Origin of the sequence: Flavobacterium sp. Root935 (assembly GCF_001429295.1) — a bacterium.
Lineage (GTDB): Bacteria > Bacteroidota > Bacteroidia > Flavobacteriales > Flavobacteriaceae > Flavobacterium.
Genome location: NZ_LMJL01000012.1, coordinates 629,816 through 645,385, shown reverse-complemented (window position 1 = coordinate 645,385; position 15,570 = coordinate 629,816). Strand labels below are relative to the sequence as shown.

At 33.8% G+C, this 15,570-nt stretch carries 12 protein-coding genes; 10 read left to right on the top strand and 2 right to left on the bottom strand.

The genetic code is table 11. The features are described from left to right. Positions 1 to 61 precede the first annotated feature (61 nt). The 7 genes from ASE40_RS17535 to argH all read left to right on the top strand — a co-directional run bounded on the left by ASE40_RS17535 (position 62) and on the right by argH (position 8,184). Positions 62 to 1,201: an aspartate aminotransferase family protein gene (locus tag ASE40_RS17535; protein ID WP_057118424.1), complete on the top strand. Its 1,140-nt coding sequence runs from the start codon at positions 62 to 64 to the stop codon at positions 1,199 to 1,201. Between the two features lie 87 nt (positions 1,202 to 1,288). Beyond that, positions 1,289 to 2,482, top strand: a complete 1,194-nt coding sequence (locus ASE40_RS17530) for a glutamate-5-semialdehyde dehydrogenase (RefSeq protein ID WP_057118423.1) — start codon at positions 1,289 to 1,291, stop codon at positions 2,480 to 2,482. A gap of 191 nt (positions 2,483 to 2,673) precedes the next feature. Then, complete coding sequence (gene proB / locus ASE40_RS17525; protein WP_057118422.1) at positions 2,674 to 3,435, top strand: glutamate 5-kinase; 762 nt, start codon at positions 2,674 to 2,676, stop codon at positions 3,433 to 3,435. Between the two features lie 85 nt (positions 3,436 to 3,520). Further along, a complete protein-coding gene (locus ASE40_RS17520) occupies positions 3,521 to 4,468 on the top strand; it encodes an N-acetylornithine carbamoyltransferase (protein ID WP_057118421.1) in 948 nt (315 codons plus the stop codon). A 102-nt stretch (positions 4,469 to 4,570) separates the two neighbouring features. Further along, complete coding sequence (gene argB, locus ASE40_RS17515; RefSeq protein ID WP_057118420.1) at positions 4,571 to 5,344, top strand: acetylglutamate kinase; 774 nt, start codon at positions 4,571 to 4,573, stop codon at positions 5,342 to 5,344. A gap of 259 nt (positions 5,345 to 5,603) precedes the next feature. After that, positions 5,604 to 6,674: a M20 family metallo-hydrolase gene (locus ASE40_RS17510; protein ID WP_057118419.1), complete on the top strand. Its 1,071-nt coding sequence runs from the start codon at positions 5,604 to 5,606 to the stop codon at positions 6,672 to 6,674. Positions 6,675 to 6,903: 229 nt separating this feature from the next. Further along, a complete protein-coding gene (argH, locus tag ASE40_RS17505) occupies positions 6,904 to 8,184 on the top strand; it encodes an argininosuccinate lyase (protein ID WP_057118418.1) in 1,281 nt (426 codons plus the stop codon). A gap of 81 nt (positions 8,185 to 8,265) precedes the next feature. Here argH and ASE40_RS17500 read toward each other — a convergent pair whose 3' ends face one another. Further along, on the bottom strand, positions 8,266 to 9,582 hold the full coding sequence (locus ASE40_RS17500; RefSeq protein WP_057118417.1) for a T9SS type A sorting domain-containing protein: 1,317 nt from the start codon (positions 9,580 to 9,582) through the stop codon (positions 8,266 to 8,268). Positions 9,583 to 9,849: 267 nt separating this feature from the next. Between ASE40_RS17500 and ASE40_RS17495 the strand changes: the two genes are divergently transcribed. After that, the gene (locus ASE40_RS17495) at positions 9,850 to 10,848 is read left to right on the top strand and encodes a DUF2157 domain-containing protein (RefSeq protein WP_057118416.1); all 999 of its coding nucleotides are present in this window, start codon (positions 9,850 to 9,852) and stop codon (positions 10,846 to 10,848) included. Beyond that, entirely contained in the window at positions 10,845 to 12,011 is a 1,167-nt protein-coding gene (locus tag ASE40_RS17490; protein WP_057118415.1) for a hypothetical protein, read from the top strand. Before ASE40_RS17495 ends, ASE40_RS17490 begins: the two co-directional genes overlap by 4 nt. Before the next feature lie 127 nt (positions 12,012 to 12,138). On the opposite strand, the gene ytxJ is transcribed toward ASE40_RS17490, so the two are convergent. Further along, positions 12,139 to 12,528, bottom strand: a complete 390-nt coding sequence (gene ytxJ, locus ASE40_RS17485; RefSeq protein ID WP_057118414.1) for a bacillithiol system redox-active protein YtxJ — start codon at positions 12,526 to 12,528, stop codon at positions 12,139 to 12,141. 206 nt (positions 12,529 to 12,734) lie between these two features. Between ytxJ and clpB the strand changes: the two genes are divergently transcribed. Further along, positions 12,735 to 15,332 (top strand): ATP-dependent chaperone ClpB, encoded by a 2,598-nt coding sequence (clpB, locus tag ASE40_RS17480; protein WP_057118413.1) that lies wholly within the window; start codon positions 12,735 to 12,737, stop codon positions 15,330 to 15,332. The last annotated feature ends 238 nt before the right edge of the window (positions 15,333 to 15,570 follow it).

Here is a 15,570-nt window from a genome sequence, read left to right as displayed (position 1 = left end):
CATGTTACACGTTCTGCGAGCAACTTGAAACCTGAAACCTGAAACAAAATAAACAAAACACATGAACTTATTCAACGTTTACCCATTATACGACATCACTCCAGTAAAAGCAATAGATTGTACAATCATTGATGACAAAGGAGTAGAATACTTAGATTTATACAGCGGACATGGTGTGATTTCTATCGGACACACACAGCCTGATTATGTAGCAAAATTGAAGAATCAATTAGACCATTTAGGATTTTATTCAAATGCAATTCAAAATCCTTTGCAGGTAGAATTGGCTCAGAAATTAGGAAAACTTTCTGGTTTAGAAAATTACGAATTGTTTTTATGCAGTTCTGGTGCTGAAGCCAATGAAAATGCTTTGAAATTAGCCTCTTTTCATAACGGAAAATCAAGAGTTGTAGCTTTTGATAATTCTTTCCACGGAAGAACTTCTGCGGCAGTTGCTGTTACAGATAACAAAAAAATTGTAGCACCATTAAATGCACAGCAGGAAGTTACATTTTTACCTTTAAACCAAATCGAATTAGTTGAAGCTGAATTGGCTAAAGGAGACGTCACAGCAGTAATTATTGAAGGAATTCAGGGAGTTGGAGGTTTAGACCAAGGAACAACGGAATTTTTTCAAGCTTTAGAAAAAGCGTGTAAAAAACATGATGTAGTTTTGATTTTAGACGAAGTACAATCAGGATACGGAAGAAGCGGGAAATTCTTCGCTTTCCAACATCACGGAATCAATGCTGATATTATTTCAGTTGCAAAAGGAATGGGGAACGGTTTTCCGGTTGGAGCTATTTTAATTTCTCCAAAATTTGAAGCAAGTTTCGGATTGTTAGGAACTACTTTCGGCGGAAGCCATTTATCTTGTGCAGCAGGAATTGCTGTTTTAGATGTAATTGAAAAACTGGATTTACAGAAAAATGTAAATGAAGTTTATGAATATTTCTTAGAAAAAATCAAGGAAGTTGACGGAATCAAACAAGTAAAAGGAAAAGGCTTAATGCTTGGAGTAGAATTCGATTTTGATGTTGCAGCTTTAAGAAAAAAACTAATTATCGAAAAACACATTTTTACAGGAAGTGCCAACAATAAAAACCTGTTAAGAATTTTACCGCCTTTAACTGTCAAAAAAGCTGATATTGATACGTTTGTAAAAGCTTTAAAAGAGAGTTTAGAAGAACTTAAGAATTAAGTTTATCTAGAACTGTTAATTCGTTTAATCGTTTAACTGGTTAATCGATTAAACGAATTAACGATTAACCAATTAAACCAAAAAAAAATGAACCCATTATCAATTGAAAAACGCAATCTGGTTTTGCGGGCTATGGCAAAGCTGGTCGAGCAGGAGCGGAGCCAGATAATCTTGACCAATGAGGAAGATCTTGCCGATTACGACGGTTCCGATTTAGCGATGGAAGAACGCCTAAAAGTAGATGATAAAAAAGTCGATGAGATGATTTTATCGTTAAACCAATTGGCTTCTCAAGAAGATCCCGTTGGAGTGGAGCGTTTTCATTTTACTCATGATAATGGAATAAAAGTCATTAATAAAACAGCCGCTTTCGGAACGATTTTAATTATTTATGAATCACGTCCGGATGTTACAATCGAAGCAGGAGGAATTGCTTTTAAATCTGGAAATAAGATTTTATTAAAAGGCGGAAAAGAGTCTTTAAAATCCAATTTAAAAATTGTAAGTCTTTGGCATAAAGCTTTAGAAGAAAATGGAGTTTCGAAAGATTGGGTGGAATATCTGAATTATAATCGTGCAGAAACTCAGGCTTTCTTAGAAAAACCAACTCAAAAAGTCGATTTAATCGTTCCAAGAGGAGGAGAAAAATTAATTGAGTTTGTAAAAGCACACGCAACTTGTCCGGTAATTGTAAGCGGACGCGGTAATAATTTTGTTTACGTTCACGAAAAAGCAGATACTGATTTGGCTTTAAAGGTAATTTTAAATGCTAAAACAGCTAAAATTTCAGCTTGTAATGCGGTTGATAAAGTTTTAATAGATTCTAAGCTTCCTAATTTTGAAGGTTTTACAGCCATTTTAATAGAAACATTAAAAGAAAATAATGTTGAAGTTATCGTCGACAAATCTCTGGAAAATTTTGAAGATACAGAAACCCTTCAAAACGAAGATATTTGGTACGAAGAGTTTTTAGATTATAAAATTGTAATCGGAACAATTGATTCTGAGGAACATGCAATTGAAAAGATCAATAAATATTGCGGCGGGCATTCGGCAGTAATAATTACCAGAGACGACCAAGCAGCAAAAGAATTTATGGATGCAGTTGATGCTGCTGCTGTTTATCAAAATGCTTCAAGCCGTTTTACAGACGGAGGACAATTTGGTTTAGGTGGAGAATTAGCCATAAGTACTGATAAACTTCACCAAAGAGGTCCAATTGGTTTACAGCATTTAGTAACAAACAAATGGTACGTTTACGGAGAAGGACAAATTAGATAATTATTAGACTTTCTTAGATTGTTAGACTTCTTAGAATTTTAGATTTTAGAATGATGACTAACAATTTTAGAATATTGGAATTTGGAATTTATTTGGACAAAGCTTTGCGAACTTAGCGTTTGTAAACACAAGCAATATAAAAAAACCTTGCGGACTTTGCGGTAAAAAAAATCGCGAGCAAAACTATAACAATGGCAAAAAAACGGATTTTATTAAAAATAGGAAGTAATACTTTAACCAAAGAAACCAATCATATTTCGCGGGGAAAGATTGAAGACCTCGGAATTCAGATTGCGGCTCTAAACGACGAATACGAATTTATTATAGTAAGTTCTGGAGCAATTGCAGCGGCAAAACAGTTTGTAAAGCTGGATAATCAAGATAAAGATGTTTTTGTAAAACAGGCTTTAGCCTCTATTGGACAACCTCATTTAATGCGGATTTACAATGAAAATTTTAAAGATTTAGGATTAAATACCTCACAGTGTTTGCTTTCTTATTCTGATTTCGAAAAAGAACAAACCAAAAAAAACATTGTAAATACAATTAATGTATTAGTTAAAAACAATTACATTCCGATTATCAATGAAAACGATACTGTTGCCACAGATGAGATTCGGTTTGGTGATAATGATAAATTAGCAGCTTTAACGGCGGTGCTGCTAAATGTTGATATTCTGATAATTGCCACTAATACAAACGGAATTTACACCAAAGAATCCATTCACAATGAAGTTCCAGAAACAATCAAATTGGTAAATGATTTGAAAACGCTCGAAAAAGAAATCGGTGAATCGAAATCATCACATGGAACAGGAGGAATGCAATCTAAAATAGAAGCAGCCGGAATCGCAAAAGCTGCCAATATTGAAACCTGGATCGTTAATGGATTAAATGATAATTTTATTTTGAAAGCATTAAAGGAAGAAATTCCTTTTACTAAAATAATCTAATGAGTCAATTAGAAAATTAGTTAATTATATAATGAGCAATTATCCAATTTTCTAATTATCACATTATCTAAATTAAAAAAAACAAATGAACTATATCTCAATAAAAGACATAAACTCATTATCAAAATGGGTAAAACAAGCGATAAAAATCAAAAAGAATCCGCTTAAAAATCAAAGTTTAGGAAAGAATAAAACCTTAGGAATGTTATTCTTCAATCCGAGTTTAAGAACGCGTTTGAGTACACAAAAAGCGGCTTTAAATTTAGGAATGAACGTAATGGTAATGAATTTTACCAACGAAGGATGGACATTAGAATTCGAAGACGGAGCAGTAATGAATTCTGGTGCTTCAGAACACATTAAAGAAGCGGCAGAAGTAGTTTCTCAATACTGTGATATTATCGCAATCCGTGCCTTTGCAGGTTTGGTAGATAAAGAAAAAGATTACCAAGAAACAGTAATTTCAGGATTCTTGAAATATGCCACAGTGCCAATTGTAAACATGGAAAGTGCTGTTCGTCACCCATTACAATCTTTGGCAGACGCCATCACAATGGAAGAATTCAAAACGAAACACAAACCAAAAGTAGTTTTATCTTGGGCTCCACATCCAAAAGCCTTACCTCAAGCCGTTGCTAATTCATTCGTAGAAATGATGCAAATGCAAAAAGATATGGATTTTGTAATCACACATCCAGAAGGTTATGAATTAAGCCCAGAAATTACAAAAGACTGCAAAATCGAATACGATCAAAACAAAGCTTTTGAAAATGCCGATTTCGTTTACGTAAAAAACTGGAGTAACTTCAATGATTACGGAAAAGTAATCAACAGCGATCCGAACTGGACGGTAACAGCTGAGAAAATGGCTTTAACCAACAACGGAAAATTCATGCACTGTCTTCCTGTTCGTCGTAATGTAATTGTAAGTGACGAAGTTTTAGACGGAGAAAATTCAATTGTTATTGAACAAGCGAATAACAGAACGTATTCAGCACAATTAGTTTTACAAAAAATTCTTAAGAAATTGTAAATTTAGGTGCAAAGGATCAAAGTGACAAAGGTTCAAAGGTTTTACAGCCTTGAGAAAAAACTTTGTTCCTCTGAACCTTTGTCCCTTTGAACCTTGAAAGAAATGAACGTATCAGTAATAAAAATAGGTGGAAACATCATAGATAATCCAGCAGAATTAGAACAATTCTTAACCGATTTTTCTAAAATTGAAGGCTATAAAGTTTTAGTTCATGGCGGTGGAAAATCGGCTACAAAAATGGCTCAGAGTATTGGTTTAGTTCCGCAAATGATTGACGGACGCCGAATTACAGATGCTCCAATGCTTGATGTTGTGGTAATGATTTACGCCGGACAAATCAATAAACATATCGTAGCGCAATTGCAAGCCAAAGACAATAATGCAATTGGTTTTTCAGGAGCTGACGGGAATTTAATTCAGTCAACAAAAAGAAACCACCCAACAATCGATTACGGATTTGTAGGCGATGTAAAACAAGTCAACACCAAATTATTGGCAACTTTGTTAGAAGCTGGAGTTGTTCCTGTTTTCTGCGCGATTACACACGATAAAAACGGACAATTACTAAACACAAATGCAGATACTATTGCAAGCGAATTATCAATTGCATTATCTGAAGTTTTTGATGTTACACTGACATATTGTTTTGAAAAACAAGGCGTTTTGCAGGATTCAGAAGACGATTCCTCTGTAATAACAGAAATCAACGAGACATTATATAATAAACTAAAAGAAGAAAAAGTAATTCATTCTGGAATGATTCCGAAATTGGATAACTGTTTCAATAGTTTGTCAAGAGGTGTGCAGAAAATCAAAATTGGACATCACAGAATGCTTCAAAACTCAAATATTCCGCATACAACGATTACATTATAAAAAATGCTGCCACAATTTGACTCTGATTTTTTTAGTTAAAAGAGAAAATAATTTTAGACTTACATGAAAAAGTTTATTTTGATTTTAAATCTGTCACAAAAAGATAATTTATGAAAACTCGTGCAAGTAGTGGCAAAAAAACGGAGTTGCGCAGTGCTTTTAGGATTTAATTTTAGAAATTTGCGCCAATCAAAAATGTCGCAGATTTAAATTAAAAAACTTTGTGACTTCGCGCCTTCGTGGCAAAGAAACCAAACTTATGAAAAGTATAGATACGCTTACCCAAGAAGCAATTAGTTTATTAAAAAGCTTAATCGAAACCCCTTCATTTTCAAGTGAAGAAGATCAGACGGCTCTTTTAATCGAAAATTGGTTCAATCAGAATGAAATTCCTTTCAAGAGGGAAAACAACAATGTGTGGGCTTTCAACAAATATTTCGACGAAAATAAACCAACACTTTTACTAAACTCACATCACGATACCGTAAGACCCAATCAGGCGTACACCAACGATCCGTTTAAAGCAATCGAAAAAGACGGAAAACTATTTGGATTAGGAAGTAATGATGCCGGCGGATGTCTGGTGTCATTATTAGCGACTTTTGTTCACTTTTACGAAAACCAAAATCTATCGCATAATATTGTTATTGTGGCTTCGGCTGAAGAAGAAAGCAGCGGAAAAAATGGATTAAACAGCGTTTTAAAGCATTTGCCAGAATTAGATTGTGCGATTGTAGGAGAACCAACTTTAATGCAATTAGCCGTTGCCGAAAAAGGTTTATTGGTTTTGGATGTAAAAGTAAAAGGAACTGCAAGCCATGCCGCACATCAAAACGACGATAATGCATTATACAAATCAATTCCTGTAATGGAATGGTTTAAAAACTATAAGTTCGACAAAATCTCAGACGTTTTAGGTCCTGTAAAAATGACTGTAACGCAGATTAATGCTGGAAAACAGCATAATGTTGTACCTTCTGAGTGCGATTTGGTTGTAGATATTCGTGTAACCGATCGTTATACCAATGCTGAAATTTTGGAAGTTGTAAAAGCAAACGTAAATGCAGAAGTTACTCCAAGATCTATGCATTTAAATGCTTCTTCTATTCCAGTTGCGCACGGTTTGGTTCAGGCTGGAATTGCTTTAGGAAGAACAACCTATGGATCTCCAACACTTTCAGATCAATCGGTTTTGAGCTGTCAGTCTTTAAAATTAGGACCAGGAGAAACGCTGCGTTCACATTCAGCAGACGAATTTATTTTTGTAAATGAAATTGAAGAAGGAGTCGATTTGTATATCAAAATACTAACCGATTTCTTTAAATTATAATATTTTTTAGGAGCTAATCCCGCTATCCGTTCCAATCTTTTATTTTTTTAAAGAAAAAAAATAAAAGGATTTCCACTGCTATCGGGGCTAGATACCACCAGTATAAATAATGACACTAGAGGTAAATTAGAGAAAAACTTCAAAGATTCGACAAAGAGAATAATCTAAAAGTCTAAAATCTAAGAAGTCTAATAATCTAAACTATCTAAGAAGTCTAAAAATCTAAGTTATGAAACTTTGGGAAAAAGGAATACCAACAGATAAACAAATCGAACAATTTACTGTTGGGAACGACCGTGAACTGGATTTGGTTCTGGCAAAATACGATGCTTTAGGTTCAATTGCTCACGCCAAAATGCTGGGACAAATTGGTTTATTAACTGAAGAAGAAACCACTTCTCTGGTTGATGCGTTAAACGAAATTATCGCTGATATTGTCGTTGGAAATTTCGAAATCGAAGACAGTTTCGAAGACGTACATTCTAAAATTGAATATTTATTAACGGTAAAACTGGGCGATGCCGGAAAAAAAATACACACCGCGCGTTCTCGTAACGATCAGGTTTTAGTGGATGTTCATTTATATCTTAAAGACGAATTAAAAGCCATAAAAGAACAGGTAAAAACACTTTTTGACTTATTAATGGAATCGGCAGAAAAACATCAAAATGTTTTATTGCCTGGTTATACGCATTTGCAAATTGCTATGCCGTCATCATTCGGAATGTGGTTTTCTGCTTATGCAGAGAGTTTAATTGATGATATTACGATGTTAAACGCAGCTTCCAAAATTGTAGACCAGAATCCGTTAGGTTCTGCTGCTGGTTACGGAAGTTCATTTCCAATCAATAGAACTTTTACCACAAAAGAACTAGGTTTTGAAACCTTAAAATACAATGCCGTCGCTGCACAAATGAGCCGTGGAAAAGCAGAAAAAACAGTTGCTTTTGCTATGACAAGCGTGGCTGGAACGCTATCAAAATTTGCAATGGACGTTTGTTTGTATATGAGCCAAAACTTTGATTTTATTGGTTTACCGGCACATCTTACAACTGGTTCAAGCATTATGCCCCACAAAAAGAATCCTGATGTTTTCGAATTAATCAGAGGAAAATGCAATAAGATTCAGGCGCTTCCATACGAAATCACTTTAATCACCAATAATCTGCCAAGCGGTTATCATAGAGATTTACAGCTTTTAAAAGAAGGTTTATTTCCAGCGATTCAGACTTTAAAATCTTGTTTGGATATTGCAATATTTTCTATAAAAGATATTACAGTTAAAGATCATATTTTAGAAGATAAAAAATACGATTATTTGTTTACAGTTGATACTTTAAACGAAATGGTTGTAGCAGGAATGCCGTTTAGAGATGCTTACAAAGCTGTTGCTGAGCAATTAGAAACGGGAACGTATAAATCTCCAAAAGAAACCAAACACACGCACGAAGGAAGTATCAATAATTTATGCCTAGATGCTATTAAAGATAAAATGAAAGCAGCTTTTTAGTTTTTGTGAAATGTAAAAAGTTGGATGTAAAAAGTAAAAGGTCATTGATTTGTTTCAATGACCTTATTTTATGAAGTAAATTTAGTTTTTTACCAGTTTAAAAGTTTTGCTTCGATTTTCGATTTGAACTTTGCATACATAAAATCCTTTAGCAAGATTTCCAACATTCAGTTCTAATTTTTCATCAGCAGAAATATTTTTTGATTGCGAATATACTTTTGCACCATTCGATGAAAATAAATTAACCTGAGCCAATCCATTATCTGTACTCGAAAAATCTATATTTAAAAGACGATTAATAACCGATGGATAATATTTTAGATCTAAGTTATTTGTATTTTCATTCAATCCTAAATTATTGCAGCTTGTAGATAAAGCGCCTTGAGCAGTAACTTGAAGTGTTGCTCCAGCACCACAAGAAGAATTCGAAATGAATCCAGCAACATTTGCAATTGGTAAAACGGTATAAGCGTAAGAAGGCTTAGTGACAGCGGTTCCTGAACTTGCAGGCGCATTTAAACAATCTGTAAAAGCAACGCCAATTGTACCGCCATCTGTACTCACATAATTTTTAAATGCAGTTCCGATTTTAGCAAAGTCAGTTCCTTCTACATAACAAGTCGTATTATTATTTCCTCCACCCAATCCAATTGCGAGCGAACCCGAAACCGAGGTATTATAATAACAGTTTAAAATATGCAGTTCGGCATTTCTTGCTCTAGGCATTCTTTCTTTACAGCCTTCTGCCCAATAACAATTTTTGAAAGTAATGCTGTAATGACCATCAGCAGGTGCGTCACTTTTAGAAGAGCCTACTAAATCTGAAAAACGGTGGTCATCTGCACCGCCGGATCCGCCAGATTTTGGAGCTTTTAAGTAAATAAACTTACACCAAGAAACAGTTACATTATCTGCTGCGCCTTTATTATCAAAATTACCATCCATTCCATCTTGAAATTCACAGTGATCAACCCAGATATTCGTTGCTTCAGAGGTTAGATTATCACGTCCGTCAACATCATAAGCCCCAGGACCTTCAAAAATTAAATTTCTGATAATAATATTATTCGAACCTGCTTTTAAATTTAAAATTCCAGAACCTGCTGCTGTTTGATCCAGATTAACTAATCGTGCCCCAGGAAGACCGATAATGGTCTTGTCATTCACTAGGAGGCTAGTGTATGAACAATTTATAGTTCCAGAAACTAAAATAACCTGTGGAGTAGTCAGCTTTAATTTTGCTGTTAAATCGGGTAAAGTCGTCACAGTTACAGGAGTCGCATTTCCGCCTCCAGTTGCAGAAGCTCCAAATCCTTCGGGTGAGCTCATAAAATAATTTTGAGCAAAAAGAAAAGAGCAAGGCAAAAGCAATGAGAGTAGGATAAGTTTTGTTTTCATTTAAGCGTGGTTTTTTGTGGTTTTAATAGTTAATGTAATCGATTGCACAAATGTAAAAGAATAAAAATTATTTCAAATCAATTTATCAATTTTTTATCATTTAAAGTTTTGATTACAAGACTTATAAGTGTTGTTCTTACACTAATAAAATTACATGGTATTAATAATCAGATTGACAGATTGAAGTAGCGATTGAAAAGGTTTTGAAGTAAAAGGAGAAAATTCATGCTAAATACATATATTTGATTATTACTTTAAATAATGCGAATGAAAAAATTTAAAGAGCAGTCTACTTTAAGTCTTTATGAAAAAGGTTTAATTACAGAAAATCAGTTTGAAGAAGTTAAAGCATATCGAAATTTAAATATCTTTTCGGTAAATGCAGAATTAAAGTTATTTCTTTATTTATCTGTTTTATTATTTACTTCAGGAATTGGAATCTTGATCTATGAAAATATAGATACAATTGGTCATATTGCTATTCTTTCCCTTCTTTTAATCGTAATAGCAATTTGTTTTTATTATTGTTTCAAGAATTCAAAAGGCTTTCAAAAAACAGAAACAACTTTCGAGCATCCTGTTTTAGAATATCTGGTTTTATTAGCTAATATTTTAACCTGTATTTTTATTGGTTACCTTCAATTTCAATACAAACCTTTTGGAGAACATTACGGATTAGCCACTTTAGTTCCAACGATAGTCAGTTTCTTTTGTGCTTACTATTTCGACAATAAAAGCGTATTAACAATTGCCGTAACCGGTTTAGCAGCTTATATCGGACTTTCGGTAACGCCTCAGGATTTATTAAACGGGAATGATTTTTATGCCAGCGATAGTTTGAGCTATTCTGCTGTTATGCTGGGAGTTTTACTCATAGTATGGACCATTTATAGTAATCGAATTTCACTCAAAACTCATTTTAGTTTGATCTTTCTGACTTTTGCTCTGCACATTATAAGTATCGCGGCAATAAGCAATTTACTGCATCATTATATTTTAATTTGGCTGATTTTCGCAGGAGTTTTAATTGGTTCAACATTTTATTTTTATAAAGTTAGTTACGAATTCAAAGCAATGTCTATCTATGTATTTATGATTGTGTACGGTTATGTTGGAATAAATATATTGATATTTAGAATTTTCGAAAATGTTGATTTCTCTAATATTTGGGAATTATTTATTTTCTTATTACCGGCATATTTTATCGGTTCAATTATAATGTTCATCAAATTAATCAAAAACTTTCATAAAGAAATCGCGGAATGATAATATACGACAAACAAATATTAAAGAATGATGCATTAGTTGATGAAGCCGATACTTTTTACAAAGGAGGTTTTATAAGTAAAGAGCAGAGGAAGTTTATAAAAAAAGAATTACCCGTTTTTAAAAGTCAAGACAATATATTGGTTAGAATTGGTTTCTTTTTGCTGGGGAATTTATTGTATAGCTCAATATGTGGGGCGATTTCTATTTTAGGATTAAGTTCAGAAGATATCTTTCTTGAAATCTGCTGTTACTTATTTGCTGCTGTTGGTTTTGTGGGCTCAGAATTATTGGCAAAACAGAATTTCCATAACCACGGTTTAGATGACTCATTTATATTAGGAGCACTTTTAAATGTGGGATTTGCTATCGGAATCACTACAGAAGGTTATGAAATAGTTATTGCTTTCTTTGTGGCTGTTGTGGCCATTTTTATGTTTTTGAGATATTTACATTTACTATCGATGCTGGTGTTTTGTCTAGCTGTAACAGCTTTTTTATTTTTCGGAATGTTTGAATTCGGAGATTTAGGAAAAGCTATTCTGCCTTTTACAGCAATGATTTTAGGTGCAATTTTTTATTTTGTAACAAAGAAATTAATTAATAATCTAAACGAAAGTTACTATTACAATGGACTTCTATTAGCCAATAGTTTTTGTTTAGTGCTATTTTATCTTTCTTGTAATTATCTGGTAGTTAGAGAGCTTTCTGCAGAACTTTTAGGAACAGAAGTTACACCAGGAACTGATATTCCATTTGCATTTTTCTTCTACGGATTTACTTTTATTGTTCCAATTGTGTATTTGGTTCAGGCTTTAAAAACAAAAGATAGGATAATGTTGTGGATCAGTTTTTTAGCTATTGGATTTTCAATTTATACAATCCGTTTTTATTACACAGTTTTACCTATAGAAGTTGCGCTGACTCTTGGCGGGCTTATTTTATTTGCAATTGCCTATTTCTCCATTAAAAAATTAAAAGGAAAGGAAAGTGGCTTAACTTTTAAACCTGATAGAATCAATCATTCAGATGCTATTTTAAACGCTGAAGCTTTAGTAGTAGCTTCTACTTTTGGAATGAAACCGGAAGTAAAACCACAAGCTTCTCCTATGGAGTTTGGAGGTGGAGGCTTCAGTGGAGGAGGTTCTGATGGAAGTTTTTAGAAATGTGAACTGTAAAATGTGAACTGTAAAATGTGACATGTGAAATGTGAAATGTGAAATGTGAGAAGAAATGACTAGTACTCCTTAACTGCCTCACATTTTACATTTCACATTTTACAAAAAAAAATTACACTTTACTTTTTAAAGCTTGTGCGTCAATATCGCTGTGTGAAACATTGTAAACAGCTTTTCCATTTTTGATTAAAATTAATTGCGGAGATTCGTGATATACACCGAATCGGCTTGCAATTTCATTTGAAATATCGCGATGAGCAATCAAATCTAAAAAATACGCATCGACAATTCCTTCAAGATCATAATCTCTTTCAAATTGCTTTAATGCCATTCGGCTGATACTGCATCTTGTACTATGTTTAAAAATAACAACTGGCTTTTCGTTAGATATTGCTTCGATTTCCATTAATTGAACAATATCTGTTAATTCTGTCCAGTTTATTTTACTTTTTGGAGCTTCTGAGTTCTCTGAACTTCCGAAGATTGAATTAAAAAAACTCATATTTGACTTGTTTTATGACTTTTTGGCATTTAAATATGATAAAAATCATCTTTTTAATGTCATTTTGTCTTTATTTTTGATATGGAATATAATTTGTCTATTCAAGTACAAAGTTAGAGTATTTGAACTAAAAAAGTATCTCAATAAGTTGTAACTTTAATCTTATTGAATACCAGACAAATAAAATCAATCAAATTGAAAAAAATATGAATATTAACAAGTTTACTATTAAATCGCAGGAAGCCATTCAGTTGTCACAGCAAATAGCACAACGAAATGGCCAGCAGCAAATTGAAAATGAGCACATTTTCAAAGCAATTTTTGAAGTTGATGAAAACGTGGCGCCTTTTATATTGAAAAAATTAAATGTTAATGTGCCTTTGTTTTTACAAGTTCTAGACAGTACAATTCAGAGTTTTCCAAAAGTTTCAGGAGGCGACATTCTGCTTTCGAGAGACGCCAATAAAGCGTTGAATGAAGCTGAAATTATTGCACAAAAAATGAACGACGAATATGTTTCGATCGAACATTTAATTTTAGCGATTTTCGACTCAAAAAGTAAAGTTTCTCAGATTTTAAAAGATCAGGGAGTTACTGGTAAAGGTCTAAAAGCTGCAATTGAAGAATTACGTAAAGGCGAAAGAGTAACCTCGGCATCTGCTGAAGAAACCTATAATTCGTTAAACAAATATGCTAAAAACTTAAACGAATTAGCACGTACAGGAAAACTAGATCCAGTTATTGGCCGTGACGAAGAAATCCGTCGTGTATTGCAGATTCTGACTCGTAGAACAAAAAACAACCCAATGTTAATTGGTGAACCAGGTGTTGGTAAAACTGCAATTGCTGAAGGTTTGGCACACAGAATTGTAGATGGAGACGTTCCAGAAAACTTAAAAGATAAGATCGTTTACTCACTGGATATGGGGGCATTGATCGCTGGTGCAAAATTCAAAGGAGAATTTGAAGAACGTTTAAAATCTGTTGTAAAAGAAGTAACTTCTGCAGAAGGTGATATTGTTCTGTTTATTGATGAGATTCACACGCTTGTAGGAGCGGGTGGAGGTGAAGGCGCAATGGACGCGGCTAATATTTTGAAACCAGCTTTGGCTCGTGGTGAGTTAAGAGCAATTGGAGCAACGACTCTAGATGAATATCAAAAATATTTTGAAAAAGATAAAGCATTAGAAAGGCGTTTCCAAAAAGTTTTAATCGACGAACCAGATACAGAAAGTGCGATTTCAATCTTACGCGGAATCAAGGAAAAATACGAAACGCATCATAAAGTTCAAATTAAAGACGAGGCTATTATTGCAGCAGTTGAACTTTCTCAGCGTTATATAACAAACCGTTTTTTACCAGACAAGGCGATTGACTTAATGGACGAGGCGGCTTCTAAACTGCGTATGGAAATCAATTCAAAACCAGAAGAATTAGATGTTTTGGATCGTAAAATTATGCAGCTTGAAATTGAGATCGAGGCCATTAAACGCGAGAAGGAAGAAAGCAAATTGAAGATTCTTCACATGGATTTGGCGAATCTGAAAGAAGAACGCAACGAAATTTATGCAAGATGGAAATCTGAAAAAGATATTGTTGACGGCATTCAGGCTGTAAAACTTGAAATCGAAGACTTTAAATACGAAGCAGAACGTGCAGAACGTGATGGTGATTACGGAAAAGTGGCCGAAATTCGTTACGGAAAAATAAAAGAAGCACAGGAACGTCAGGAAGCTTTGCAAAAACAATTACTTGAATTCCAATCGGGTACATCTTTGATTAAAGAAGAAGTTACCAGAGAAGATATTGCCGAAGTTGTAGCAAAATGGACAGGAATTCCAGTAATGAAAATGCTTCAAACCGAAAGAGAAAAACTATTGCATCTTGAAGATGAGTTACATAAACGTGTAGTAGGGCAGGAAGAAGCAATTGAAGCAGTAAGTGATGCTGTTCGAAGAAGTCGTGCTGGTTTACAGGATATGAAAAAACCAGTTGGAACATTCTTATTTTTAGGAACAACAGGAGTTGGTAAAACAGAGCTTGCAAAGGCATTGGCCGAATATCTTTTTGACGATGAAAACGCCATGACTCGTATCGATATGAGTGAGTACCAAGAGCGCCACAGTGTGAGCCGTTTAGTTGGTGCGCCTCCAGGATATGTAGGTTATGATGAAGGAGGTCAATTGACAGAAGCTGTTCGTAGAAAACCATATTCTGTGATTTTGCTGGATGAGATCGAAAAAGCACATCCAGATACCTTTAATATATTATTACAAGTTTTAGATGAAGGGCGTTTAACCGACAATAAAGGACGTCTGGCTGATTTTAAAAACACAATTATTATCATGACTTCTAATATGGGAAGCCAGATTATACAAGAAAAGTTTGAGAACCTAAAAGGCGGTGTTGAGGCAGCGACAGAAGCAGCCAAAAACGAAGTTCTAGGATTATTAAAACAAACTGTTCGTCCAGAGTTTATCAACCGTATTGATGAAATCGTAATGTTTACACCTCTTACAGTTGATAATATTTCGAAAATTGTGAGCTTACAGCTTAAGAGCGTTACTAAAATGCTGGCTTTACAAGGAATTACAATGGATGCAACTCCAGAAGCAATTGCTTATTTATCAGACAAAGGATATGATCCTCAATTTGGAGCAAGACCTGTAAAACGTGTTGTACAAAGAGAGGTTTTAAACCAGCTGTCAAAAGAAATTCTGGCAGGAAATATAACAACAGAGAGCATTATTTTATTAGACGCTTTCGATGGCAAATTGGTTTTTAGAAACCAGACCGCTAATTAATTTTTTTTCATTGTTAATCTTAAAAAGCATCAGTATTTTACTGATGCTTTTTTTTTATCCGTGAATTCTGAAACTTTTACCCTCATTTGTGTAACAACAGATTTATTAAAAACATAGAATTTTATAATTAATATAAATCAAACAAATTCAAATAATTAATTTAAAAAAAAGAAAAGCTATGAATAATATATTTAGAGGTTTAATTGCAGGATATGGTGCTAAAAAATTAGGCGGAGGC